The organism is Micromonospora okii, from assembly GCF_020884795.1.
GTDB classification, from domain to species: domain Bacteria; phylum Actinomycetota; class Actinomycetes; order Mycobacteriales; family Micromonosporaceae; genus Micromonospora; species Micromonospora okii.
In genome coordinates this window covers 632,626-655,977 of record NZ_BBZF01000012.1, presented here as the reverse complement: position 1 = coordinate 655,977, position 23,352 = coordinate 632,626, and the positions used below count along the sequence as shown (strand labels likewise).

The 23,352-nt window shown below is 74.2% G+C and carries 21 protein-coding genes; 7 read left to right on the top strand and 14 right to left on the bottom strand.

What is annotated here, in order from left to right:
- Nucleotides 1–80 precede the first annotated feature (80 nt).
- Both LPU43_RS02465 and LPU43_RS02460 read right to left on the bottom strand, forming a co-directional pair.
- Nucleotides 81–689, bottom strand: coding sequence for a TetR/AcrR family transcriptional regulator (locus LPU43_RS02465; protein ID WP_229398389.1), 609 nt, complete (start codon nucleotides 687–689; stop codon nucleotides 81–83).
- 11 nt (nucleotides 690–700) lie between these two features.
- Nucleotides 701–2,272, bottom strand: coding sequence for an MFS transporter (locus tag LPU43_RS02460; protein WP_229398387.1), 1,572 nt, complete (start codon nucleotides 2,270–2,272; stop codon nucleotides 701–703).
- A gap of 267 nt (nucleotides 2,273–2,539) precedes the next feature.
- On the opposite strand from LPU43_RS02460, the gene LPU43_RS02455 reads away from it, so the two are divergent.
- Nucleotides 2,540–3,400 carry an SPFH domain-containing protein gene (locus tag LPU43_RS02455; protein ID WP_229398385.1) on the top strand — a complete coding sequence of 287 codons (861 nt, stop codon included), beginning with the start codon at nucleotides 2,540–2,542 and terminating at the stop codon, nucleotides 3,398–3,400.
- A gap of 28 nt (nucleotides 3,401–3,428) precedes the next feature.
- On the opposite strand, the gene LPU43_RS02450 is transcribed toward LPU43_RS02455, so the two are convergent.
- The 3 genes from LPU43_RS02450 to dnaE form a co-directional block, all read right to left on the bottom strand.
- Entirely contained in the window at nucleotides 3,429–4,466 is a 1,038-nt protein-coding gene (locus tag LPU43_RS02450; protein WP_229398383.1) for an aminotransferase class V-fold PLP-dependent enzyme, read from the bottom strand.
- Between the two features lie 72 nt (nucleotides 4,467–4,538).
- A complete protein-coding gene (locus LPU43_RS02445) occupies nucleotides 4,539–5,450 on the bottom strand; it encodes a DUF2268 domain-containing putative Zn-dependent protease (protein WP_229398381.1) in 912 nt (303 codons plus the stop codon).
- Between the two features lie 50 nt (nucleotides 5,451–5,500).
- Nucleotides 5,501–9,037 (bottom strand): DNA polymerase III subunit alpha, encoded by a 3,537-nt coding sequence (dnaE, locus tag LPU43_RS02440; RefSeq protein ID WP_229398379.1) that lies wholly within the window; start codon nucleotides 9,035–9,037, stop codon nucleotides 5,501–5,503.
- 230 nt (nucleotides 9,038–9,267) lie between these two features.
- Between dnaE and LPU43_RS02435 the strand changes: the two genes are divergently transcribed.
- Both LPU43_RS02435 and LPU43_RS02430 read left to right on the top strand, forming a co-directional pair.
- Nucleotides 9,268–9,813: an RNA polymerase sigma factor gene (locus LPU43_RS02435; protein WP_229398377.1), complete on the top strand. Its 546-nt coding sequence runs from the start codon at nucleotides 9,268–9,270 to the stop codon at nucleotides 9,811–9,813.
- Entirely contained in the window at nucleotides 9,800–10,438 is a 639-nt protein-coding gene (locus LPU43_RS02430) for a hypothetical protein (protein ID WP_229398375.1), read from the top strand. Before LPU43_RS02435 ends, LPU43_RS02430 begins: the two co-directional genes overlap by 14 nt.
- Nucleotides 10,439–10,442: 4 nt before the next feature.
- Here the strand turns inward: LPU43_RS02430 and LPU43_RS02425 are convergent, their stop codons facing one another.
- A complete protein-coding gene (locus LPU43_RS02425) occupies nucleotides 10,443–11,801 on the bottom strand; it encodes a serine/threonine-protein kinase (protein WP_229398373.1) in 1,359 nt (452 codons plus the stop codon).
- Between the two features lie 172 nt (nucleotides 11,802–11,973).
- Here LPU43_RS02425 and LPU43_RS02420 point away from each other — a divergent pair, with 172 nt between their 5' ends.
- The 3 genes from LPU43_RS02420 (at nucleotide 11,974) to LPU43_RS02410 (ending at nucleotide 13,992) form a co-directional block, all read left to right on the top strand.
- Nucleotides 11,974–12,582: a hypothetical protein gene (locus LPU43_RS02420; RefSeq protein ID WP_229398371.1), complete on the top strand. Its 609-nt coding sequence runs from the start codon at nucleotides 11,974–11,976 to the stop codon at nucleotides 12,580–12,582.
- 127 nt (nucleotides 12,583–12,709) lie between these two features.
- A complete protein-coding gene (locus LPU43_RS02415) occupies nucleotides 12,710–13,051 on the top strand; it encodes a PadR family transcriptional regulator (RefSeq protein WP_229398369.1) in 342 nt (113 codons plus the stop codon).
- On the top strand, nucleotides 13,048–13,992 hold the full coding sequence (locus LPU43_RS02410; RefSeq protein WP_229398367.1) for a permease prefix domain 1-containing protein: 945 nt from the start codon (nucleotides 13,048–13,050) through the stop codon (nucleotides 13,990–13,992). Before LPU43_RS02415 ends, LPU43_RS02410 begins: the two co-directional genes overlap by 4 nt.
- 49 nt (nucleotides 13,993–14,041) lie before the next feature.
- Here the strand turns inward: LPU43_RS02410 and LPU43_RS02405 are convergent, their stop codons facing one another.
- The 8 genes from LPU43_RS02405 to pgsA all read right to left on the bottom strand — a co-directional run bounded on the left by LPU43_RS02405 (nucleotide 14,042) and on the right by pgsA (nucleotide 20,890).
- On the bottom strand, nucleotides 14,042–14,662 hold the full coding sequence (locus LPU43_RS02405; RefSeq protein WP_229398365.1) for a ribonuclease FAU-1 family protein: 621 nt from the start codon (nucleotides 14,660–14,662) through the stop codon (nucleotides 14,042–14,044).
- 3 nt (nucleotides 14,663–14,665) lie between these two features.
- On the bottom strand, nucleotides 14,666–15,415 hold the full coding sequence (locus tag LPU43_RS02400; protein WP_229398364.1) for a YebC/PmpR family DNA-binding transcriptional regulator: 750 nt from the start codon (nucleotides 15,413–15,415) through the stop codon (nucleotides 14,666–14,668).
- A 399-nt stretch (nucleotides 15,416–15,814) separates the two neighbouring features.
- Entirely contained in the window at nucleotides 15,815–16,420 is a 606-nt protein-coding gene (gene pdxT / locus LPU43_RS02395) for a pyridoxal 5'-phosphate synthase glutaminase subunit PdxT (RefSeq protein ID WP_229398362.1), read from the bottom strand.
- 81 nt (nucleotides 16,421–16,501) lie between these two features.
- Nucleotides 16,502–17,419, bottom strand: coding sequence for a pyridoxal 5'-phosphate synthase lyase subunit PdxS (pdxS, locus tag LPU43_RS02390; RefSeq protein ID WP_255684264.1), 918 nt, complete (start codon nucleotides 17,417–17,419; stop codon nucleotides 16,502–16,504).
- A 139-nt stretch (nucleotides 17,420–17,558) separates the two neighbouring features.
- Nucleotides 17,559–18,059, bottom strand: coding sequence for a hypothetical protein (locus tag LPU43_RS02385; protein WP_229398360.1), 501 nt, complete (start codon nucleotides 18,057–18,059; stop codon nucleotides 17,559–17,561).
- A 73-nt stretch (nucleotides 18,060–18,132) separates the two neighbouring features.
- The gene (locus tag LPU43_RS02380; protein WP_229398358.1) at nucleotides 18,133–19,293 is read right to left on the bottom strand and encodes a glycosyltransferase family 4 protein; all 1,161 of its coding nucleotides are present in this window, start codon (nucleotides 19,291–19,293) and stop codon (nucleotides 18,133–18,135) included.
- Nucleotides 19,294–19,310: 17 nt separating this feature from the next.
- Nucleotides 19,311–20,261 (bottom strand): phosphatidylinositol mannoside acyltransferase, encoded by a 951-nt coding sequence (locus LPU43_RS02375; protein WP_229398356.1) that lies wholly within the window; start codon nucleotides 20,259–20,261, stop codon nucleotides 19,311–19,313.
- Complete coding sequence (pgsA, locus tag LPU43_RS02370) at nucleotides 20,258–20,890, bottom strand: phosphatidylinositol phosphate synthase (RefSeq protein WP_229398355.1); 633 nt, start codon at nucleotides 20,888–20,890, stop codon at nucleotides 20,258–20,260. Before pgsA ends, LPU43_RS02375 begins: the two co-directional genes overlap by 4 nt.
- A gap of 253 nt (nucleotides 20,891–21,143) precedes the next feature.
- Between pgsA and LPU43_RS02365 the strand changes: the two genes are divergently transcribed.
- Complete coding sequence (locus tag LPU43_RS02365) at nucleotides 21,144–23,309, top strand: elongation factor G-like protein EF-G2 (RefSeq protein ID WP_229398353.1); 2,166 nt, start codon at nucleotides 21,144–21,146, stop codon at nucleotides 23,307–23,309.
- Nucleotides 23,310–23,352 lie beyond the last annotated feature (43 nt).

Sequence of the window (23,352 nt, the reverse complement as noted above, 5' to 3'; positions counted from 1 at the left end):
CGCCCCGGACACCCTCCGCCGGGGACACGCCGGCAGCCGGACGAGGCGTGGCACACGTCGGCGACCGGCCGCGGGGCGGGTCAGCGGGCCCGGATGCCGTCCAGGACGCCGTCGACGATCCGGCCGGGCAGGGACTCCTCGTCCAGCTCGGCGTTCCAGCGCAGCATCCGCTGGACCAGCATCGGCCCGGTGAGCAGGGCCATCGCCACCTCGATGTCGAGATCGGCGCGCAGCTCGCCGCTGCGCACCCCCCGGCGGAGCACCTCGCGCATGAGCTGCCGCCGGGGCTCGATGACGCTCTGGTAGACCTGGAAGTGGTCCGGGCTGCGGTGCACCTCCGGCACGAGGCAGGGCATGATCTTCGCGGCGCGGGGGTCGATGTGGCGTCCGACCGCGCCGACCAGCAGCACCAGGTCCTCCCGGAGGGAGCGCCCGGCCGGCTGCGCGAGGACGCCCTTGAGACGGCTCAGCGCGTCGCGCATCAGCGCGTCCTTGCCCGACCAGCGCCGGTAGATGGTGGCCTTGCCCACCCCGGCGCGGGCGGCGATGGCCTCGATGGAGAGCGCCTCGATCGTGCTGCCCTCGGCGAGCAGGTCGAGGACGGCCTCCACGATCGCCTCGTCCGCGCGGACGCTCCGCGGTCGGCCGGGCGGTCGCGGAGCGTCGGCGGCGGAAGTCATGCCCGACATTCTTCCCTTACCTATGCGGTTCCGGCCAACTCGGGTTTCCCGGCCACCGGCGTCGCGGCCGGCGGCTGCCCCTGGTCACGGCCGGGCATCCAGCGCAGCGCGACCAGGATGCCGAGCGCGGCGACCGCCGCCGACAGGGCCGCCGCCCAGTGCATCGCCGAGACGAAGGCGTGGTTGGCTGACGCGACCAGCGCCGGCCCGGCCGGGCCGAGCTGGCCGGCCGCGGCGTACGCCCCGGAAATCGACTCGGCGGCCGCCTCGTGCGCCGCCGCGGGCAGGTCCCGCAGGGCCGGGGTGACGTCCTGGCGGTACAGCGCGGACAGGACCGAGCCGAGCACGGCCACGCCGAGCGCCCCGGAGATCTGGCGGATCGTGTTGCTGACCGCCGAGCCGACCCCCGCCTTCTGCCTCGGCAGCGCCGACATGATCGACTCGGTGGCCGGCGGCATGATGTTCGCCATCCCCGCGCCCTGGAGGAAGAAGAACACCAGGACCGTCCAAATCGGCGTGCCCGCGTCGATGAACACGAACGCCCCCAGGGACACCATGGTCAGCGTCAGGCCGACGACCGCGACCGCCCGGCCCCCGTACCTGCGGACCATCGCCGCACTGCGCGGGGCGAAGACGAGCTGGGCGGCGGCGAAGGGCAGGAAGAGCAGGCCGGTCTCCAGCGGGCTGTAACCGCGGACCAGTTGCAGGTAGAACGAGCTGAAGAACATCACGCCCATCGCGGCGAAGAAGACCAGCCCGACCAGCGCCACCGGCGCGGCGAACCGGGGCAGCCGGAACAGCCGGACGTCCAGGGACGGGTGGTCGCTGCGCAGCTCCAGCACCACGAACCAGGCCAGCACGGCCAGGCCGCCGGCGATCGACGCCCAGACCAGCGGCCGATCGAAGCCGTGCTCGCCACCGTCGATGATGCCGTAGGTCAGCGCGACCAGGCCCACCACCGACAGCAGTACGCCGGGCACGTCGATCCGGCCCGGGTCGGGGTCGCGCGACTCGGGGACCAGCAGGGAGACCAGGACCACGCCGAGCGCGACGACCGGGACGTTGATCAGGAATACCGAGCCCCACCAGAAGTGCTCCAGCAGCGCGCCGCCGAGGATCGGGCCGATCGCCACGGCGAGCCCGACCGCGCCGGCCCAGATGCCGATCGCCCGGCCGCGTTCCCGGGGGTCGAAGACGTTGGAGATGATCGACAGGGTCACCGGCATGATCGCCGCGCCGCCCAGGCCCATCAGCGCGCGGGCCCCGATGAGCTGGGCCGGGCTCTGCGCGTACGCGGAGAGCAGCGAGGCGAGGCCGAAGAACAGCAGGCCGCCCGCCAGGAACCGCCTGCGCCCGATGCGGTCGCCGAGCACGCCGAAGGTGAACAGCAGGCCGGCGAAGACGAGCGTGTAGGAGTTGATGGACCATTCCAGCTCGCCCTGGGTGGCGCCGAGACCGTGCACCGGGTCGGCGAGGGTCCGCAGAGCGACGTTGAGGATCGTGTTGTCGAGGACGACGACGAGGAGGCTGATCACCAGCACCCCGAGGATCGCCCACCTCCTCGGGTGTCCGGTGTTCTCGTGAGCCTGCATGGCCGCCCCTCCCCCGATGCGCCCGCCCCGCAATACGAACCGAGCCATACTCGTAATCGGGGTGAGCCTACGCGAGGCATTTACGATACGGAACCGCCCCGTATCCATGTGTCCCGCGTCACCGCCACGCCCTCTCCGGGGGTGATCGAGGGGTTCGCGTCCCCGCGTGACGCGAACCCCTCGATCACCGCAGGCCAGTGCAGGTGGGGCCCGCCTTGTCGGGGGGACCTAAGGTGGTGGCTCGCCCCCTCGAAAGGAGCCGAGCGAATGCCCTTCGGCTTCACTGTCGCGATCGTCCTCGCCGTCGGCCTGGTGATCGCCGGCCTGCTCGCCCTCGCCGCGCCGGGCAGGGCGACGAAGCGGACCGCCGCCCTGGTGGCGCTCGGCTGCCTCGTCGGCGCGACGGTGTTCGCCGCCGGCTCCAGCGCCCACTCCGTGCCGATCCGCTCGGTCGGGATCGTCACCAGCTTCGGCAAGCCGACGGGCACGGTCACCGGCTCCGGCCTGAAGTGGGTCGCCCCCTGGCAGAAGGTCGGCGAGTGGGACGCCGGCCGGCAGAAGTACGACCACATCGGCGGCGAGCACTGCGTCCGGGTCCGCACCGGCACGCTCGCCGACGCCTGCGTCGAGGTGCTCGTGGAGTGGCAGGTCAAGCCGGAGAACGCGCCGAAGCAGTTCATGGACTACAAGGGCGACTTCGACAGCTTCCGGGGCCAGCGGGTCGGCGTCCAGCTCGACAGCGCCGTCAACGACGCCTTCGCCGCGTACAACCCGCTGGAGCGGATCGACGCCAACACGGGCAACCTGAACGTGGACCTGAAGCCCTTCGCGGAGAGCATCAAGACCAGCGCGGAGACCCGCCTCTCCAGCGACGTCGACATCCTGTCGGTCACGATCACGCGGGTCAACCACGACGACAAGACCGAGGGCAACATCAAGGCGTTCCAGGACAAGCTCGCCCAGACCCGCAACCTGGAGCAGGACCGGAAGAACGCCGCCATCCAGAAGCAGATCACCGAGACGAACGCGAAGGTCGACAAGGTGTCGCGGTGTCTGGAGATCGCCGAGCGCAACGGCAGCAACCCCGGCCTCTGCATCAACCCGGGGATCGTCACCGGCACCAAGTGACCGCCGGGCGGGGCGCGCCCCGCCCGGTTCAGCCGGTGAGCGCGTCCAGGGCGAGGTCGACGTCGTCCTGCGTGGAGTAGACGTGGAAGGACGCCCGGACCCGGCCGGCGCGCACGGCCGCCCGAACCCCGGCGCGCTCCAGCCGCTCCTGCGCGCCGGGCACGTCCACGGTGACGATCGCACTGTCGCCGGGCGGTTGGCCCAGCCCGGCGAGGAAGCGGTTGGCCAGTGCCACGTCGTGCTCGCGCACCGCCGGCAGGCCGATCGCGGCGAGCAGTTCGAGGGCGGGTGCGGCGCCGACCCAACTGAACCAGATCGGGGAGATGTCGAACCGGCGGGCGTCGGCGGCCAGCCGCAGCGGCGGGCCGTAGAAGGACGCTTGCGGATCCTCGGCCGCGTACCAGCCGGCGGCGTCCGGGCGCAGCCGCTCGCGCAACTCGGGGGCCAGGTAGGCGTACGCGGTGCCGCGCGGGCCCATCAGCCACTTGTACCCGCCGACCACGACCACGTCGGCCAGGCCCGCGTCGAACGGCAGCCAGCCGCACGCCTGGGTGGCGTCCACCGCCACCAGGGCGTCGTGGGCGCGGGCGGCGGCCACGACGCGCTCGTAGTCGGTGATCGTGCCGTCGGCGGACTGCACGAGGCTGAACGCCACCAGGTCGGTGCCGGCGTCGATCGCGTCGACCAGCTCGGCCGCCGGGACCGTGCGCACCCGCACGCCCCGCTCGGCCTGCACCAGCCAGGGGAAGAGGTTGGCGGTGAACTCGATCTCCGGGGCCACCACCGTCGCGCCGGCCGGCAGGGCCGCCGCGACCGGGGCGAGCACCTGGGAGACGGTGCTGCCGACCGCGACGTCGGCGGCGGGCACGCCGACCAGGCCGGCGAAGGCGGCCCGGGCCCGGTCGGTCGAGAGGCCCCAGCTCTCCCAGGAGGTACGCCCCACGCGCCAGTCGGCCAGCGCCTCCTGCAACGCCGACCACGCGGGCTCAGGCGGCAGCCCGAAGCTGGCGGTGTTCAGCCAGCCGGGCTCGGGCTGCCACAGCTTCCGTGCCTGCTCCAGTTCCATGCCGGCGACGCTAGTGCGCCCGGCATCGGCGGCACAGCGCCAACTCACCGACAGTGGCCCTCGCGGGCGCACTCAGTGCGCGGCGGCGAGCACCCCGAGCGCACGGCGGATCTCGGGCACGGCCCGGTCCAGGTCCCAGCGGGCGATGTCCGGGAGCGGATGGCGCCGTCGTAGTTCGCGGACCACCCGCAGCCCGACCAGGTAGCCGCAGCGCTTCGGCAGATCGCCACCGGGCGCGTCACGCGTGAGGAAGTACGGGGCGTACCGGTCGAGGGTGGTGGCGTCCAGGTCGGCGATGATCCGATCGAGGATCTCCGCCCAGCGCCGTCGACACTCGTCGAGCCACAGGGACGACCCGGGCCGCTGAAACCACAGGTACGCCTCGTCCGGCAGGCCCGGATCGACTTCGGCGCCGACCTCGGTCGCCAGCCCTTCGGCGAGCAGCATGCCGGCGACCCCGTGCTCCGGCCAGTCCCGGATGGCCGCCAGCCGGTCGTGCACGACGTGCGCGGCCTCGTGCCGCACCAGGAGCCGGGCCTCGGCGGGGTCGGCGAGTTGCTCGACGGCGAGGAAGAGGGCGTACCGGCCGTCGAGCCGGTCGGCCCAGCCGTTGGCACGGTGCAGGCCCACGAGGGTCACGCACTCGATCGGGTCGTCGTCGCCGGGCCACCGCAGCGCGTCGGCGACCGCCCGCACCGCGTCGGGCAGCTCCGCCGCCAGCAGTGCGGCCCGGTGCGACAGCTCCGCCCCGGCCCCGGCCAGCCGGGCGAGGGCGGCCGGAAGGCCGTCGCCGTCGGACCACTCCCCCGCCTGGTCCAGGGCGGCGGCGAAGACGTCCGGGTGCCGACCGAGGTAGTGGGACCGCCACAGCTCGGGCCATCGGTCCGGGGGCGCGCAGGCGGCGGCGCGGGCGTACCCGAGGTAGGTGGGGACCAGGTCGCGGACCCGCAGGCCCGGAGCGTCTGCGGGCGAGGTCGCAGTCATGGCCGTCATGTTGCCCGACCCCCCGGGCTGTCGCCCCTGGGCGGGACCGGTCAGCTCACGTTGGCCGGACCGAGGACGCTCTTCAGGTCGCCCATCAGCGCGGTGGTGGCGGCGACCCGGAACGGCCCGAGCCGCAGCGTGGTCGTCTTGCCGCCGTTGAGCAGCTTGACGTGCACCTCCGTGTCACCGGGGTGCAGCACCAGGGTCTCCTTGAGGCGTTCCACCAGCGGGGGCGTGCAGCGGTGCACCGGAATGGTGAGGGTGACCGGCTTGCTGCCCGGGTTGCTGCTGATGTCGGGCATCTGCATGTCCATCGCCATGATGCGCGGGGTGTCGTCGCGGCGGTCCACCCGCCCCTTGACGACCACGATCGCGTCCTCGGCGATGTACTGGCCGATCACCTCGTAGGTGTTGGGGAAGAACAGCGTCTCCACGCCGCCGGCCAGGTCCTCTAGGGTGGCCGAGGCCCAGGCCCGGCCCTGCTTGGTGACCCGGCGCTGCACCCCGGAGAGGATGCCGGCGAGGGTGACCACCGCCCCGTCGGGGACCGTGCCCTCCTCGGAGAGCGCGGCGATGGTGCAGTCGGCCGCCGCCCCGAGCACGTGCTCCAGGCCGAACAGCGGGTGGTCGGAGACGTAGAGGCCGAGCATCTCGCGCTCGAAGGCGAGCTTGTCCCGCTTGTCCCACTCGGCCTCGCCGATGGTCGGCATGACCGTGGTGCTGCCGGTGGCGGCCTCCGCGTCGCCGAAGCCGGCGCCGAATAGGTCGTACTGGCCGACGGCCTCCTTGCGCTTGACGTCGGCGTACGCGTCGATGGCGTCGGCGTGCACGGCGAGCAGGCCCTTGCGCGGGTGCTTCATCACGTCGAACGCGCCGGCCTTGATCAGCGATTCGATGGTCTTCTTGTTGCAGACCACCGCGTCGACCTTGGACAGGAAGTCGTAGAAGTCGGCGTAGTCGCCCTTCTCCTGGCGGCAGCGCATGATCGCGGCGACCACGTTCGCGCCGACGTTGCGGATGGCCGCGAGGCCGAAGCGGATGTCCTTGCCGACCGGGGTGAACGGCCCGGCGGAGGTGTTCACGTCAGGCGGGAGGACCTGGATGCCCATCCGCCGGCACTCCGACAGGTAGAGCGCCATCTTGTCCTTGTCGTCGCCGACGGAGGTGAGCAGCGCCGCCATGTACTCGGCCGGGTAGTGCGCCTTGAGGTACGCCGTCCAGTAGGAGACCAGGCCGTACGCGGCGGAGTGCGCCTTGTTGAAGGCGTATCCGGCGAACGGGACCAGGACGTCCCACACCGCCTGGATGGCCTCGTCGGAGTAGCCGCGCTCGCGGCAGCCGTCCCGGAACGGGACGAACTCCTTGTCGAGGATCTCCTTCTTCTTCTTGCCCATCGCCCGGCGCAGCAGGTCGGCCTGGCCGAGGGTGTAGCCGGCGAGGATCTGCGCGGCGCGCTGCACCTGCTCCTGGTAGACGATCAGGCCGTGGGTGGGGGCCAGGATCTCCCGCAGCGGCTCCTCCAGCTCCGGGTGGATCGGGGTGATCTCCTGGAGGCCGTTCTTGCGCAGCGCGTAGTTGGTGTGCGAGTCCACGCCCATCGGGCCGGGCCGGTAGAGCGCGAGGACGGCGGAGATGTCCTCGAAGTTGTCCGGCTTCATCAGCCGCAGCAGCGAGCGCATCGGCCCGCCGTCGAGCTGGAACACGCCCAGGGTGTCGCCCCGGGCCAGCAGCTCGTAGGCGGCCTTGTCGTCCAGGTCGAGACCCAGCAGGTCCAGCTCCTTGCCGTGGTTGAGCTGGATGTTCTTCACCGCGTCGTCGATGATCGTCAGGTTGCGCAGGCCGAGGAAGTCCATCTTCAGCAGCCCGAGCGACTCGCACGTCGGGTAGTCGAACTGGGTGATGATCACCCCGTCCGAGTCCCGGCGCATGAGCGGGATGTGCTCGATGATCGGCTCGGCGGACATGATGACGCCGGCGGCGTGCACGCCGGTCTGCCGGATCAGCCCCTCGATGCCCTTCGCGGTGTCGATCACCTTGCGCACGTCCGGGTCGGACTCGTAGAGGCCGCGGATCTCGCCGGCCTCGGCGTAGCGCGGGTGCTTCGGGTCGAAGATGCCGGTGAGCGGGATGTCCTTGCCCATCACCGCCGGCGGCATCGCCTTGGTGATCCGGTCGCCGACCGCGTACGGGTAGCCCAGCACCCGGGCCGAGTCCTTGATCGCGGCCTTCGCCTTGATCGTACCGAAGGTGGCGATCTGGGCGACCTTGTCCTCGCCCCACTTGTCGGTGACGTACTTGATCACCTCGCCGCGCCGACGCTCGTCGAAGTCGATGTCGACATCCGGCATGGAGACGCGCTCGGGGTTGAGGAACCGCTCGAAGATCAGCCCGTGCTGGATCGGGTCCAGGTCGGTGATGCCCAGGGCGTACGCGACGAGGGAGCCGGCGGCCGAGCCACGGCCCGGGCCCACGGCGATGCCCTGGCTCTTCGCCCACTGGATGAAGTCGGCGACCACGAGGAAGTACGACGGGAAGCCCATCTGGATGATGACGCCCAGCTCGTACTCGGCCTGCACGACGTGGCCCTCGGGGATGCCGCCGGGGAAGCGGCGCGCGAGCCCCTTGAACGTCTCCTTGCGGAACCAGGTCTCCTCGGTCTCCCCCTCCGGGATCGGGAACCGGGGCATCAGGTTGTGGAACTCGAACATCCCCGTCGGGTCGACCTTCTCGGCCACCAGCAGCGTGTTGCGGCAGCCCTCCAGCCAGGCGTCGGAGTTGTCCACCGCGCGCATCTGGTCGGCGGACTTGATGAAGTAGCCGTTGCCGTCGAAGCGGAACCGGTTGGGGTCGGCGACGTTCGCGGCGGTCTGCACGCAGAGCAGCACGTCGTGCGCCTCGGCCTGCGCCTCGTGCGTGTAGTGCGAGTCGTTGGTGACCACCGGCGGGATGTCCAGCTTCCGGCCGATCTCCAGCAGCTCCTTGCGGACCTTGTGCTCGATGGAGATGCCGTGGTCCATGATCTCCAGGAAGTAGTTCTCCTTGCCGAAGATGTCCTGGTACCGGGCGGCGGCCTTGAGCGCCTCGTCGAACTGCCCCAGCCGCAGCCGGGTCTGCACCTCGCCGGACGGGCAGCCGGTGGTCGCCATCAGCCCGTCGGAGTGCTCGGCGATGGTCTCGGCGTCCATCCGGGGCCACTTGACGAAGAAGCCCTCCGTGTACGCCCGGCTGGTGAGCTTGAACAGGTTGTGCAGGCCGTTCTTGTTGGCCGCCCAGATCGTCATGTGGGTGTAGCCGCCGCTGCCGGAGACGTCGTCGCTCTTCTGCTCCGGCCGGCCCCACCGCACCCGCTGCTTGTGGAAGCGCGACTCCGGCGCCACGTACGCCTCGATGCCGAGGATCGGCTTCACCCCGGCGGCCGTGGCCTGCCTGTAGAAGTCGTTCGCGCCGTGCATGTTGCCGTGGTCGGTCATCGCCACCGCCGGCATGCCCAGCCGGTCCACCTCGGCGAAGAGGTCCTTGAGCCGGGCCGCGCCGTCGAGCATCGAGTACTCCGTGTGCACGTGCAGATGCGCGAACGAATCGCCCATGCGTGGCGCCCCCCGGTCAGGATCATGGGTTGGTGAACTCGGTCGGCTCACCCTATCGCCGGCCGCATCGGCACCTCCAGCAGCCGCGCGGGGGCGGGCGCCCGGGGTGGCGCGGATCTCCCGGCGGCCCGCCGCGACGCCGCCGCGTCGGCTGCCCGACTCGGCCTTCCCGGCCGGGGCGCGGGGTCGTACGGTGGTCGGACGGCACCCGGCGAGCATTGGACGACCAGATGCCCCTCGCGGACGGTATCGAGGACCTGGCGCGGTCGGCCGCCCGGGGCGACGGGGCCGCGCTGCACGCCCTGCTCGTGGCCGTCCGCCCGGAGGTGCTGCGCCTGTGCGCCCGGCTGCTGCCCGACCGGCAGGACGCCGAGGAGGCGTGCCAGGACGCCCTCCTCGCGCTGGCCCGGGGAATCACCCGCTTCGAGGGCCGCTCGTCGTTCCACACCTGGCTGTACCGGCTGAGCGCCAACCGGGCGCGCTCGACGTACCGGGCGCTGCGGCGGCGCGCGCTGGTCGAGGCGGCCGGCGCGCCGCTGCCGGACCGGGCCGACCCGCGCCGCACGAGCGTGGTCGCCGGCACCCGGCTCGACCTGTTGGAGGCCCTCGACGCGGTCCGCCCGGACCAGGCCGAGGTGGTGGCCCTGCGGGACCTCCTCGGGCTGGGCTACGGCGAGATCGCCGCCCTGCTCGACCTGCCGGAGGGAACCGTCAAGTCCCGGCTCCACGAGGCCCGCCGGCAGGTCCGGCGGCGGCTGTCCGGTGAGCCGGGCTGAGCCGGGGCGACCGCCGGCGGACGCGCTGCCGCTCCGCACCGCCGCCGGCCACACCCGCCGACCCGCCCGGCCGCTCCACCGGCTCGCCCTGGCCGTCGGCCTCGCCGTCGCCGTCGCGGTCGCGGGGTGCGGCGGCGACCGGCTCGTCTCGCCGCTGCCCGTCCAGCCGGCGAGCGCGGCGGTGAGCGCCGCGCCGGGCCGCCCGCCGGCGTCGGCCGGGTCCACGCCACCGGCCACGCGGCTCCCGCCGACGCCGCCGGCCGCGCCCCCGACGTCCCGGCGGCCCCCGCCCGTCCAGGCCGCGCCGGCCCGGACCACCCGCACGCCCCCGGCCGCCCCGTCGCCGAGCGGGCTGCCCACCGCGTGCCAGGGGGCGGTCCGGTACGAGCTGGTGCTCGCCGAGACCGAGCTGGCGCTGGTCCCTGCGCTCTGCTTCGCCACGGGCGCGGTGCTGCGGATCCGGGGCATCGGGCCGGGCGAGGTGACCGTGGACCGGGAGGACCTGGTCTCCCGCAGCTACGAGGCGGGGGTGGTGGACATCCGGTTCGTCCGTCCCGGCACGGTGACCGTGCTGATCCCGCAGGAGGGCACCACCTACCCGGTGACGGTGGTGGTGCGGGGGTAGCCGGCTAGCGCACCCGGACCCCGGCCAGCAGCGCGTCAACGAAGTCCGCCCCGGCGCCCTCCGGCGGGGTGATCTGCACGTAGAGCAGGCCCGCGTCGCCGGGCCCCCGCCCCGCCGCCTCGACCACCACGGGCCGCCCCCGGGCGCAGGCGTACCCGGCCACCACCCAGTCGACCCCCGCCTGCCGGGTGCGCCGCACCGGGGCCGCCACGCAGTCGGCGTGCGGGCGACCGGCGACGAAACTGGCCGGGGTGTCGCGCGCGGCGGCCGTCGCGGAGAGCCCCACGAAGGCGCCCGGCACGGTGGGGTCCACCGCCCAGCGCTCGGGGTCCGGGGAGATCACCAGGGCGGGTTCGAGGCGGCCGTCGGGGCCGTACCGGCCGGCCCAGCCGGTGCCGGTGGCCCGCCAGCCGGCCGGCAGCGCCACCGTGACCGGGCCGCTGCGCCAGGTGCCGGGGTCCCGGTCGGCGGTCGCGGCGTCCCCGGCCGTCGCGCCGGCCCCGGCGAGCGCCACGACCGCCAGCGCGGCGACCGCGAGCCGCCGCGCCGGGCGGCGGCGGGCACGGCGCGGCGCTCGCCCGGCCGGCGCGCCCGGCTCGGCGGCGCGGCGCAGCGCCGCCCGGAAGGCCGAGGCGTCCGGGTACCGCTCGGCCGGGCGGGTCGCCACCGCCCTGCGCAGCACCACCGCGACCCCCGGCGGTACGCCCGCCCGCAGCCGGACCGGAGCGCCGGGGTGCCCGCCCTCCGCGCCGAGCAGCCGGAGCCCGAGCCGGCCCAGCCCGTAGACGTCGGCGCGGGCGTCGACGACCGAGGCGGGATCGTCCTGCTCCGGCGCCATGTAGCCGGGGGTGCCGGCCCGCACGGTGAGGCCCGAGGCCGCCGCGAGCGCCTTGGCCAGCCCGAGGTCGGCGATCAGCACCCGCTCGCCGTCGGCGGCGGACCGGAACAGGACGTTGCCGGGGGTCAGGTCACGGTGCACCACGTCGTGGCGGTGCAGGACGGCGACCCCGGCGGCGATCTCGGCGAGCAGGTCCAGGGCGGCCGGGGCGGGGACGGGGCCGTCCGCCAGCCGGTCCCGCAGGCTGCCGCCGTCCGCCCAGGCCATGACCGCGTACGGCCGGCCGTCGGCCAGCTCGCCCACGGCGTGCACCCGGACCAGCCGCTCGTGGTCGAGCCGCCGCAGCAGCCGCGCCTCGTCGAGGAACCGCTCCCGGACCCGCAGGTCGTGGTGCCAGTTCTCGGCCAGCACCTTGATCGCCACCCGGGAGTCGAGCACCGGGTCGTGCCCCAGCCAGACCGTCGCGAACGATCCCACGCCGAGCAGCCGCTCGATCCGGTAGGGCCCGATCCGCTCCGGAGTCACCCGTGTCACCCCCGCCGGTCGCCGCCGAGTCTCGACCGTAGACGGTGCGGCCGGGACGGCGCCCGCGTCGCCCCGGCCGACCCGCTCGAAGAAGTTCGGAAACCTGACGAACCGGTGCCGGTGGGCGGGAGACGAACAGGACAGGAACCCGAAACCGGAGGAGGAGATCCCCGTGCACCGTCTCTCGTACCCCCTCGTCACGGCCGTCCTGGCCGTGACCGCACTCCTGCCGATCACCCTGGTCGCCGCGGCCCCGGCCGCCGCCGCCCGGACCGGCGTCGTCACCGGCTCGTCGACGTCGGACGGCCCCGGTCTACCGGTCGCCGACGGGCGCGACCAGGTTCGGCTCATGAGCGTGCGCGGCGCCGGGCCGTTCCGCATCGGTGCCCGCTTCGCGCGTCTGTCGGCGGCCGGGCTCATCGACTGGACGGCGCCCGAGTGCGACGGCGGGGTCGTCGCCGGCGTCACCGGGGCCTGGGCGGGGAAGCTCATCCTGACCTTCCGCGCCGGTCGGCTCGTGGGGATCGGCACCGCCACCGCGCCGCCCCGCTCGCCCGCCGGCGCCTCGGTGGGCATGAGCTTCGCCAGGCTGGAGGAGATCTACGGCCCCCGGGGCGAGCTGGTCGGCAACGACGCGGGGACCGCCTCGGCGTACCTGGTGCGGGTGGGCTCCCGGGTGGAGCTCTTCACCGGGCACCCCATCCGGCCGGGCGTCGGCTACTTCCAGATCGGGCTGGCGTCCGTCGTCGAGCGCGCCTTCCGGGAGGGCCGGCCCTGCTGAGCCCGGACCCGCCGCCGGGGCGGCCCGGCCCGCGCGACGGGCCGGGCCGCCCCTTCCGCGAGCGCCCCCACCTCGAACAATGATGTACGACGTGACAAAGGTGTGCGCCACACAGTATTGTGTCGGCATGGCCAGCGACGACGTACTCCGAATCCACCTGCAGGAGCTGCGGCGCGGCACGGTGGTGGTGGCGAGCCTGGTGGCGCTGCGCCACCCCGACTACGGCTACGCCCTGCTCCAGCGGCTCACCGACCACGGCTTCCCGGTGGACGCCAACACGCTCTACCCCCTGCTGCGCCGGCTTGAGGAGCAGGGCCTGCTGACCAGCGAATGGAACACCGAGGAGAGCCGGCCCCGGAAGTTCTACCGAACCAGTGACGAGGGGGAGTCGGTGCTGCGCCTGCTCCTGGCCGACCTCGCCGCCGTACAGCGATCCCTCGCCGGCCTGATCGAAGGAGTCAACCGATGAGTTCCCTGACCGACCGCTACGTCGCCGCCACCCTGCGGCCGGTGCCGCCCCCGCGCCGGCAGGAGATCGCCGACGAGCTGCGGGCCTCCATCGCCGACATGGTCGACGGCCGCACCGCCGCCGGCCAGGACGCCGAGAGCGCCGAGCGCGAGGTGCTCAACGAGCTGGGCGACCCGGAGCGGCTCGCCGCCCGCTACAGCGACCGCACCCTGCAACTCATCGGCCCGCGCTACTTCCTCATCTGGTGGCGGGTGCTGCGGCTGCTGGTCACCTACATTCCGGCGGTCGCGGGTGTGGTCGCCGGCGTCGCGAAAGCCACGGTCGGCGGCGAGCCGGGCGGGGCCATCGGCGTCGGGGTCTCCGTCGCCATCCAGACCGCGGTGCAGATCGCGTTCTGGGTCACCCTGTGCTTCGCCGTGCTGGAGCGCACCGACGTGTCACTGGGCCTGCCCGAGTGGACGGTCGACCGACTGCCCGAGGAGACCGGCGACCGCCAGATCAGCCAGCCGGACAGTTGGGCCTCGGTGGCGTTCCTGCTCGGCACCGTCGGGCTCCTCGTCGGGCAGCACTTCCGGGGCTGGACCGCCGGCGACGGCTCCTGGCTGCCGGTGCTCGACCCGGCGCTGTGGAGCTTCTGGCTGCCGGCGCTGATCGTGGTGCTGCTCGCCACCGTCGGCCTGGAGGTCGCGAAGTACCGCGCCCGCCGGTGGACCTGGCCGCTGGTCGCGGTCAACGCGCTGCTCAACCTGGCGTTCGCGGCGCCGGTGCTCTGGCTGCTCTCCACCGACCGGCTGCTCAACCCGGAGCTGGTCGAGCGGTTCGCCTGGCTGCGCGAGGGCGGGGTGGACGACGTGACCCGCATCGTCGCCGTGGCGACCGTCGTCATCGCGGTCTGGGACATCGTCGACAGCGCGGTCAAGGCCCGCCGCGCCGCCCGCTGAGGCCCCTTCCCGGCGGGGCCGCCCGCCCCGCCGGGTCGCGGGACGTCGCTCAGCAGGGCACGGTGTCCCAGCCGGCCGGCAGCCGGGGCACCGGCCAGGCCGGGTCCGGCCGCCACCGCGCCCACGCCGGGTCCCACCAGCGCTCCCCCGCGTCGAGGAGGGCGGCGATCCGGTCGCCCTCCGCGCGGATGGCCTCCCCCATCCCCGGGTAGCGCCCCTCGGCGAGGCGCTGGTCGAGCAGCTCGACGTCCTTGAACTCGTACCGCTCGGCGCCCGCCGCCCACCACAGGTCCAGCTCGTGGTCGAGGGTGTCCACCCCGATCGGGGTACGACGCGGCGGGTCCTGGAGGTTGAAGTACCAGCCGGCGAACTCCCGCCCCGGGGGGCCGGCCCAGAACACGTCGACCGAGTGCGCCTCGCCGGGGCGGTGCAGCATCAGCTTGCCGTGCCCCCGCCACTCCCGCCGCCCGGCCACCTGCCAGGGGTGCCGACCGCAGGGGAAGGCCCCCCGCTCGGGAAAGCCGAACTCGGCGCCGGCGGGCAGGTAGAGGGCGAGCAGGTCGGGCGAGTCGGCGACGCAGACGGTCGGCACGGCGAACCAGACCTCGCCGCGCAGGATCTCACGCCGGACGACCACGTCGCCCGGCGCGAACCGTCGCCCGGCCGTCACCGCTCAGCCCACCGCGGCCATGACCTCGTCGGAGATGTCGAAGTTCGCGAAGACGTTCTGCACGTCGTCGCAGTCCTCCAGGACGTCGATCAGCTTGAAGATCTTGCGCGCCCCCTCCTCGTCCAGCGGCACGTTCACGCTGGGGATCAGGGAGGACTCGGCCGACTCGTACTCGATGCCGGCGTCCTGCAGGGCGGTGCGCACGGGCACGAGGTCGCCCGGCTCGGAGACCACCTCGTACGCCTCGCCGAGGTCGTTGACCTCCTCCGCGCCGGCGTCGAGGACGGCCATCATCACGTCGTCCTCGGTGGTGTCGGCCTTGGGGACGATCACCACGCCCTTGCGGGAGAACATGTACGACACCGAGCCGGCGTCGGCGAACGAGCCGCCGTTACGGGTCAGCGCGGTGCGTACCTCGGTCGCGGCGCGGTTGCGGTTGTCGGTCAGGCACTCGATGAGCAGCGCGACGCCGTTCGGGCCGTACCCCTCGTACATGATCGTCTGGTAGTCGGCGCCGCCGGCCTCCAGGCCGGAGCCGCGCTTGACCGCCCGGTCGATGTTGTCGTTCGGTACGGAGTTCTTCTTCGCCTTCTGGATGGCGTCGTAGAGGGTCGGGTTGCCGGCCGGGTCGCCGCCGCCGGTGCGGGCCGCGACCTCGACGTTCTTGATCAGCTTGGCGAACATCTTGCCGCGCTTGGCGTCGATCACGGCCTTCTTGTGCTTGGTGGTCGCCCACTTTGAGTGGCCGGACATCTGCTACCTCCGTCTGTTGATCACGCCTGCGTCGACTGTCCGCGCCAACTCCACCCCCGCGCCGGCGACGAGGTCGGCCGGCTCCGCGTGGAGGGCCGCGGCGGGCGCGGGGCCCTGCCGAACCGCGGCAATCCTACCGAGACGGCATGGGTCGGCGTCACACCCGCCACCGCGGACCGGGTCGGTGACCCGCCCCGCAGGCCCGCGCGCCGACGCCCGGCGGCCCGTCGCGGGCGGGCGCCGGCGGCCCGACCGCCCGTCACAGGCGGCGGCGGACCGGCCGACCGGCCGCTATCGGGCGACAGCGGACCGCCGACCGTCGCCCGGCGGGCGCCGACCGACCGCTCGCCGCCGGGCGGGAGCCGATCGACCGGCGGCCCCGGGCGCGGGGCCGCCGGGTCACGACGCGGCGCGGACCAGGTCCACGAAGTAGCGGTGCAGGCGCAGGTCGCCGGTCAGCTCCGGGTGGAACGAGGTGGCCAGCAGGTTGCCCTGGCGGACCGCGACGACCCGTCCGGCGGCGGGCCCCTCGGTCACCTCGCCGAGGACGTCGACTCCCGCGCCGACCCGCTCGACCCACGGGGCCCGGATGAACACCGCGTGGAAGGGGTCGCCCTCGACGCCGGCGATCTCCACCGGCGCCTCGAAGGAGTCGACCTGCCGGCCGAACGCGTTGCGCCGGACGGTCATCTCGATGCCGGCGAAGCCGCGCTGGTCGGGGCGGCCGTCGAGCACCTCGGTGGCCAGCATGATCATGCCGGCGCAGGAGCCGTAGACAGGCATGCCGCCGGCGATCCGCTTGTCGATCGGCTCGCGCATCTCGAAGATGTCCACGAGCTTGCTGATGGTGGTGGACTCGCCGCCGGGGACGACGAGGCCGTCGACCGCGTCCAGCTCGGCCGGCCGGCGCACCGGGCGCGCATCCGCCCCGGCGCCGGCCAGGGCCGCGACGTGTTCCCGGACGTCGCCCTGGAGCGCGAGCACGCCGATCACGGGTGCCGCCATGGCCGCTCCTCTCCTGCCGAGGTGTGTTAGGAAGGGGCCCTTCCTATACAGAAACCGTTAACAAGGTGCCCTTCCTTACCGTCACCAGCCGCGCTCGGCCAGGCGGTGGGGCTGGGGGATCTCGTCGACGTTGATGCCGACCATCGCCTCGCCCAGGCCCCGGGAGACCTTGGCCAGCACGTCCGGGTCGTCGTGGAAGGTGGTGGCCTTCACGATGGCGGCGGCCCGCTGGGCCGGGTTGCCGGACTTGAAGATGCCCGAGCCGACGAAGACGCCCTCCGCGCCGAGCTGCATCATCATCGCGGCGTCGGCGGGGGTGGCGATGCCGCCGGCGGTGAACAGCACCACCGGGAGCTTGCCGTTCTCGGCGACCTCCTTGACCAGCTCGTACGGGGCCTGGAGCTCCTTGGCCGCGACGTACAGCTCGTCGGCCGGCAGCGAGGCGAGCCGGGCGATCTCCTGGCGGATCTTGCGCATGTGCATGGTGGCGTTGGAGACGTCGCCGGTGCCGGCCTCGCCCTTGGAGCGGATCATGGCCGCGCCCTCGGTGATCCGGCGCAGCGCCTCGCCCAGGTTGGTCGCCCCGCACACGAAGGGGACGGTGAACGCCCACTTGTCGATGTGGTTGGCGTAGTCGGCCGGGGTCAGCACCTCGGACTCGTCGACGTAGTCCACGCCGAGCGACTGGAGGACCTGGGCCTCGACGAAGTGGCCGATGCGGGCCTTGGCCATCACCGGGATCGAGACGGCCTCGATGATGCCGTCGATCATGTCGGGGTCACTCATCCGGGACACGCCGCCCTGGGCGCGGATGTCGGCGGGCACCCGCTCCAGGGCCATCACCGCGACGGCTCCGGCATCCTCGGCGATCTTGGCCTGCTCAGGGGTGACGACGTCCATGATCACGCCGCCCTTGAGCATCTCGGCCATGCCCCGCTTCACGCGGGCGGTGCCGACGACGGGGCTGACGCTGGCGTTCGGGGAGGTGGTTTCGGACACGGGTCATCGCTCCTCGGTGTGCTGGGGGGTGGCTGACGTGATGCTACGACGGGGTCCAACGCGCCTCCGACAGCCAATCAGACCCCGGGTGGCCTGCTCTGTGGCCGTCATCACCCGCGGACGGGGGCCCGACGAGCGGTCAGGCCGGCACGTCGGCGGGGAGCGCGAGGGTCGGGTCGTCGATGTCGAAGTAGCGCGGCCAGGGGTGGCGGCGTCCCATGCGCAACAGCCGCACCAGCGGCCGGCCGCGCGCCGTGCGGGCGTCGCGGACCAGGTCGGTGTGCACCTGCCGGGCCAGCGCGAGCCGCCGGCTCGCGGCGATCACCGCCTCGCAGTCCGGGTCGGCCGGGTCCAGCCGCACCGCCCGGAGCTGCCGGGTGAGGTCGTTCTCCGCGGCCTCCCGCTCCTCCGGCTCGGCGTCGAGGGCGATCCGGGCCGCCGCGTACAGCTCGACGCCGTACCGCCGCTCGGCCAGCACCGCGGCGGCCGCCGCGCGGCGCAGCAGGTGCGCGTCGAGGGCGCGGGCCGCCGACTCCGCGCGCACGCGCAGCCGCTCGACCCGGCCGGCGGTCCAGCTCAGGTACGCCGCGACCAGCCCGACGACCAGGATCGCGCCCACCCACCACCACATGCCCGGCATCGTAGTGCTGCTCCGTTCGCCTCCGGTGCCGGGCGTGACCGCCCCGGCACCCGCGTCCCACCGGCCTGCCCGGTCAGCCCAGCTCCACCCACTCCTGGTCGATGACCCGCCCGTCGGTGGCCTCGATCGCCGCCGCGTACACCTCCAGGACCCGGCGGGCGACCACCGGCCAGTCGAAGTGCGCCACCACCTGCTCCCCGCAGGCGGTCAGCTCCGCCCGGCGGGCCGGGTCGTCGAGCAGGTCGGTCAGGGCCGACCCCAGCGCCGCCGCGTCCCCAGTGGGGAAGAGCAGCCCGGCCCGGCCGCCGTCGAGCACCCGGCGGAACGCGTCGAGGTCGCTGGCCACGACCGTGGCGCCGGCCGCGAGGGCCTCCGTGAGGATCATCCCGAAGGACTCCCCGCCGGTGTTCGGGGCCACGTAGAGGTCGACGCTGCGCAGCATCCGCGCCTTGTCGGCCTCGGAGACAAGGCCGAGGAAGGTGACCCGGTCGCGCAGCGCGGCGGGGAACCGGCCGAGCAGGTCGTCCGGCTCGCCCGGCCCGGCGACCAGCAGCCGCAGCCCGGGGCGGGCGGCGGCCAGCTCGACGAAGGCGTCCCGCAGGATGGGGAAGCCCTTGCGGGGCTCGGTGAACCGGCCGAGGAAGCCGAGCGTGCCGCCCCGCCCGGGGCCGCACTCCCCCGGCCAGCCGGGCAGGGGCGCCGCGTGGCTGAACTTGGCCACGGTGACCCCGTTGGGGATCTCCACCGCGCCGCCGTCCATGTGCTCGACCTGCACCTTGCGCGCCAGCGCGCTGACCGCGATCCGGGCGGTGATCCGCTCCAGCACGATCTGGAGCACGCCCTGCGCGGCGGCGAGCACCCGGGAGCGGGTCATCGCGGTGTGGAAGGTGGCCACCACCGGGCCCTTCGCGGAGAGCACCGCGAGCATCGACACGCTCATCGTCAGCGGCTCGTGCACGTGCAGCACGTCGAAGTCGCCCCGGGTGAGCCAGCGCCGCACCCGGGCGGTGGAGACCGGGCCGAACGCGATGCGGGCCACCGACCCGTTGTACGGCAGCGGCACGGCCCGCCCCGCCGACACCACGTACGACGGCAGCGGGGCCTCCTCGTCGGCGGGCGCGAGGACGCTCACCTCGTGCCCGAGCCCGATCAACGCCTCAGCCAGGTCCATCACGTGGTTCTGGACCCCGCCGGGGACGTCGAAGGAGTACGGGCACACGATGCCGATCCGCATTCCAGCGCCCCTCCGCCTCAGACCGTTCCGGTGGCGGCCGGCGGGGCGGGGACGGGCCCGGACCCGTCGTCGCCGGTGCCCCGCTGGTCCAGCCACATCCGCTGCAACATGTGCCAGTCTTGCGGATGCCGGGCGATGCCCGCCGCCAGACCGTCGGCAATCCGCTGGGTCAGCACCCGTACCCGCTCGTCCAGGGGGCCGCTGTCGGGGTCGGGCAGGGGCAGCGGGTCGGTGATCGAGGCGCAGGCGGCGTCCGCCTCGTACCACATCGAGGCGACGTAGAGCGGGGCCTGCGTGCGGATCGCCAGCAGCGCGGGCCCGGCGGGCATCCGGGTGCGCGCGCCGAAGAAGTCGACCTCGATGCCCCGGGCGGAGAGGTCCCGGTCGGCCAGCAGCGGCACCACCGCGCCGGCCCGCAGCCGGTCGACCAGCACGTCGAACGGGGGCCGCTCGCCGCCGTGGGTGGGCAGGATCTCCATGCCCAGGCCCCGCCGGAAGGCGAGGAAGCGCTGGTAGACGCCCTCGGGCTTGAGCCGCTCGGCGACCGTGGTGATCGGCCAGCCGGTGGCCGCGACCCAGGCGCCGGCGGCGTCCCAGTTGCCTGCGTGCGGCAGCGCCACCACCGCGCCCCGGCCGGCGGCGACGTCGGCGGCGAGGCGCTCGACGCCGGCGGGGGCGAGCCGGAACCCGGAGAGGATCTGCGCCCGGCTCAGCGCCGGCAGTCGGAACGCCTCCATCCAGTACCGGGCGTAGGAGCGCAGGCCGCGCCGGACCAGGTCGTCCAGCTCGGCCTCGGGCAGCTCGGGGCCAACCACCCGCCGCAGGTTGGCGCGCAGTCGGGCCGTACCCGGGCCGCCGGAGCGGTGCGCGCGGTCGGCGCCCGCCCGGAAGGCCGCGGCCACCACGGGCCGGGGCAGCGCGCGGGCCAGGCGCCAGCCGGCGACGTAGCCCAGCTCGGTGAGGTTCACCCGGGCGTCCCGCCCGGGGCCGGCTCGCGGGCCTGCCGGTACACGTGGGCCATCCGCTGCCCGACCGTGAAGATCGAGACGGCGGCCAGCAGCCAGAGCGCGACCTGGAGGGCGTACGGGACGCCGAAGCCGGTGAGCAGGCCGCCGACACCGACGATGAGCAGCCGCTCGGTGCGCTCGGCGACGCCCACGTTGCAGGTCATCCCGAGCCCCTCGGCGCGGGCCTTGACGTAGGAGACCAGGCCGCCGGCGGCCAGGCAGATCAGCGCGGCGGCGACCCCGGCGCGGTCGCCCTCGGTGGCGAGCCAGAACGCCACCGCCCCGAAGACGGCGCTGTCGGCCACCCGGTCCATGCTCGAGTCGAGGAACGCCCCGAACCGGGTGGAGCCGCCGCTCATCCGGGCCATCGTCCCGTCGAGCAGGTCCGTGAGGGCGAAGACCGTCACGATGAGGGCGCCGGCCACCAGGTGGCCCCGGGCACCGAAGCCGAGGGCACCGACGAGCACCCCGAGGGTGCCGGTCACCGTGACCGCGTTGGGGGACACACCGGCGCGGAGCAGGCCGCGCGCGATCGGCTCGACGACGCGGGTCATACCCGCCCGGGCCGACACTTGGAAGATCTTCGCCATGGCGGTCCCACGATAACCGTCGGCCCCGGAAGCGGTACGCCCCGGTGGCCGACCCGCCGGGGCAAGTCTTGTGCCGGCTCCGCGACGGGTGTGAGATCGAGCGTGGGGGTGAGCCAGGTCACCCTCGGAGCCGTCCCGTGCCCGCCGCACGGCAGATCACCGGAGGATGTCGCCGCGGAACCCGTCACCGGGCCGCTTCCCCGTCGCGCGCGGCGGTCACCACCCACCACCGGCTGAGGGAGGTGCGCCCGACATGGCGCAGAGGAACACCGCACAGAAGAGTCAGGACAGGGGCGCCGGCGGCGCGCCGGCGGCGACCGACCCCGGCGGGGTCCGCAACGTGGTGCTCGTCGGGCACTCCGGGGCGGGCAAGACGACCCTGGTCGAGGCGCTGCTGGCGGCCACCGGCACGATCGGCCGGGCCGGTACGGTCGCCGACGGCACCACGGTCTGCGACCACGACCCGGCGGCGGTGCGCCAGCAGCGCTCGGTGAGCCTGTCCTGCGCCCCGCTCGTGCACGACGGCGTGAAGATCAACCTGCTGGACACCCCCGGCTACGCCGACTTCGTCGGCGAGCTGCGCGCCGGGCTGCGGGCCGCCGACGCCGCGCTGTTCGTGGTCTCCGCCGTCGACGGGATGGACGCCGCCACGGCCGCGCTCTGGGAGGAGTGCGCCGCCGTCGGCATGCCCCGGGCGGTGGCGGTGACCCGGCTGGACCACCCCCGGGCCGACTTCGACGAGGCCGTGGCGCTGTGCCAGCGGGTCTTCGGCGAGAACGTGCTGCCGCTGCACCTGACGATGCTCGGCGACGACGGCGAGTCCGTGGCCGGGCTGCTCGGCCTGGTCACCCGCCGGGTGTTCGACTACACCGGGGGGCTGCCGGCGCAGGTGCGCGAGCCCGACCCGGAGCACCTGCCGGCCATCGCGGAGTCCCGCAACGAACTGATCGAGGGGATCATCGCCGAGAGCGAGGACGAGTCCCTGATGGACCGCTACCTCGCCGGCGAGGAGATCGACACCGCGGTCCTGGTCGCCGACCTGGAGAAGGCCGTCGCCCGGGGGCACTTCCACCCGGTGGTGCCGGTCTGCGCGGCGACCGGGGTGGGCCTGGACGTGCTGCTCGACGGCCTCGTCTCGGCGTTCCCGTCGCCGCTGGAGCACGAGCTGCCCGCCGTCACCGGGCTGGACGGCTCGCCCCGACCGCCGATGGCCTGCGACCCGGACGGCCCGCTCGTCGCCGAGGTGGTCCGCACGACGGTGGACCGGCACCTCGGCCGGGTCTCCCTGGTCCGGGTCTTCTCCGGCACCCTGCGCCCCGAGCAGACCGCCCACGTCGCCGGGCACGGCATGGCCGGGCGCGGGCATCCCGACCACGACGCCGACGAGCGGGTCGGGCACGTCTACAGCCCGCTGGGGGCCGCCCTGCGGGAGGTGCCGGCGTGCGTAGCCGGCGACATCTGCGCGATCACCAAGTCGGGCAGCGCGGAGACCGGCGACACGATCTCCGCCAAGGAGGACCCGCTGCTGGTCGCGCCCTGGGAGATGCCCGAGCCGCTGCTGCCGGTGGCGGTCGTGGCGCGCAGCCGGGCCGACGAGGACACCCTGGCCCGCAACCTGGCCCGGCTGGTCGCCGGGGACCCGACGCTGCGGCTGGAGCGCAACCCGGAGACCCACCAGCTCGTCCTGTGGTGCATGGGCGAGGCGCACGCGGACGTGGTGCTCGACCGGCTGCGCGGCGGCGGGGCCGAGCTGGACACCGAGCCGGTCCGGGTGGCGCTGCGGGAGACCCTGACCACCCCGGCGAAGGGGCACGGCCGGCACGTCAAGCAGTCCGGCGGCCACGGTCAGTACGCGGTCTGCGACATCGAGGTGGAGCCGCTGCCCCGGGGGGCGGGTTTCGAGTTCGTCGACCGGGTGGTCGGCGGGGCCGTCCCGCACCACTACGTCCCGTCCGTGGAGAAGGGCGTGCGGGCGCAGGCGGAGCGCGGCCTGGTCGCCGGGCACCCGGTGGTGGACCTGCGGGTGACCCTGGTCGACGGCAAGGCGCACAGCGTCGACTCCTCCGACGCGGCGTTCGCCACCGCCGGGGCGCTCGCGCTGCGGGACGCCGCCGAGCGGGGCGGGCCGGTCCTGCTGGAGCCGGTGGACGAGGTGGAGGTCCGGGTGCCGGACCACACGGTCGGCGCGGTGCTGGGCGACCTGTCCGGCCGGCGCGGCCGGGTGCTGGGCACCGGGCCCGACCCGGACGCCGAGGGTCGCACCCTGGTCCGTGCCGAGGTGCCGGCCACCGGGCTGCTGCGCTACGCGGTCGAGCTGCGCGCGCTGACCGCCGGCGCCGGCACCTTCCGCCGCCACTTCGCCCGCTACGAGGTGCTTCCCGCGCACCTGGCCGAGGGGGCGGGGGGTACCGGCCGGTAGGGGTGCCCGGCGCGGCGGGACGGCCCGGCGACGGTCAGGGCCG

What these genes read in the sequence shown, in the direction of transcription:
- LPU43_RS02445 (WP_229398381.1), bottom strand. Translation starts at nt 5,450, where the DNA reads ATGACTGCGACCTCGCCCGCAGACGCTCCGGGCCTGCGGGTCCGCGAC.
- LPU43_RS02460 (WP_229398387.1), bottom strand. Translation starts at nt 2,272, where the DNA reads ATGCAGGCTCACGAGAACACCGGACACCCGAGGAGGTGGGCGATCCTC.
- LPU43_RS02465 (WP_229398389.1), bottom strand. Translation starts at nt 689, where the DNA reads ATGTCGGGCATGACTTCCGCCGCCGACGCTCCGCGACCGCCCGGCCGA.
- LPU43_RS02410 (WP_229398367.1), top strand. Translation starts at nt 13,048, where the DNA reads ATGAGTTCCCTGACCGACCGCTACGTCGCCGCCACCCTGCGGCCGGTG.
- pgsA (WP_229398355.1), bottom strand. Translation starts at nt 20,890, where the DNA reads ATGGCGAAGATCTTCCAAGTGTCGGCCCGGGCGGGTATGACCCGCGTC.
- LPU43_RS02400 (WP_229398364.1), bottom strand. Translation starts at nt 15,415, where the DNA reads ATGTCCGGCCACTCAAAGTGGGCGACCACCAAGCACAAGAAGGCCGTG.
- LPU43_RS02450 (WP_229398383.1), bottom strand. Translation starts at nt 4,466, where the DNA reads ATGGAACTGGAGCAGGCACGGAAGCTGTGGCAGCCCGAGCCCGGCTGG.
- LPU43_RS02435 (WP_229398377.1), top strand. Translation starts at nt 9,268, where the DNA reads ATGCCCCTCGCGGACGGTATCGAGGACCTGGCGCGGTCGGCCGCCCGG.
- LPU43_RS02455 (WP_229398385.1), top strand. Translation starts at nt 2,540, where the DNA reads ATGCCCTTCGGCTTCACTGTCGCGATCGTCCTCGCCGTCGGCCTGGTG.
- LPU43_RS02385 (WP_229398360.1), bottom strand. Translation starts at nt 18,059, where the DNA reads ATGCCGGGCATGTGGTGGTGGGTGGGCGCGATCCTGGTCGTCGGGCTG.
- LPU43_RS02365 (WP_229398353.1), top strand. Translation starts at nt 21,144, where the DNA reads ATGGCGCAGAGGAACACCGCACAGAAGAGTCAGGACAGGGGCGCCGGC.
- pdxT (WP_229398362.1), bottom strand. Translation starts at nt 16,420, where the DNA reads ATGGCGGCACCCGTGATCGGCGTGCTCGCGCTCCAGGGCGACGTCCGG.
- dnaE (WP_229398379.1), bottom strand. Translation starts at nt 9,037, where the DNA reads ATGGGCGATTCGTTCGCGCATCTGCACGTGCACACGGAGTACTCGATG.
- LPU43_RS02415 (WP_229398369.1), top strand. Translation starts at nt 12,710, where the DNA reads ATGGCCAGCGACGACGTACTCCGAATCCACCTGCAGGAGCTGCGGCGC.
- LPU43_RS02380 (WP_229398358.1), bottom strand. Translation starts at nt 19,293, where the DNA reads ATGCGGATCGGCATCGTGTGCCCGTACTCCTTCGACGTCCCCGGCGGG.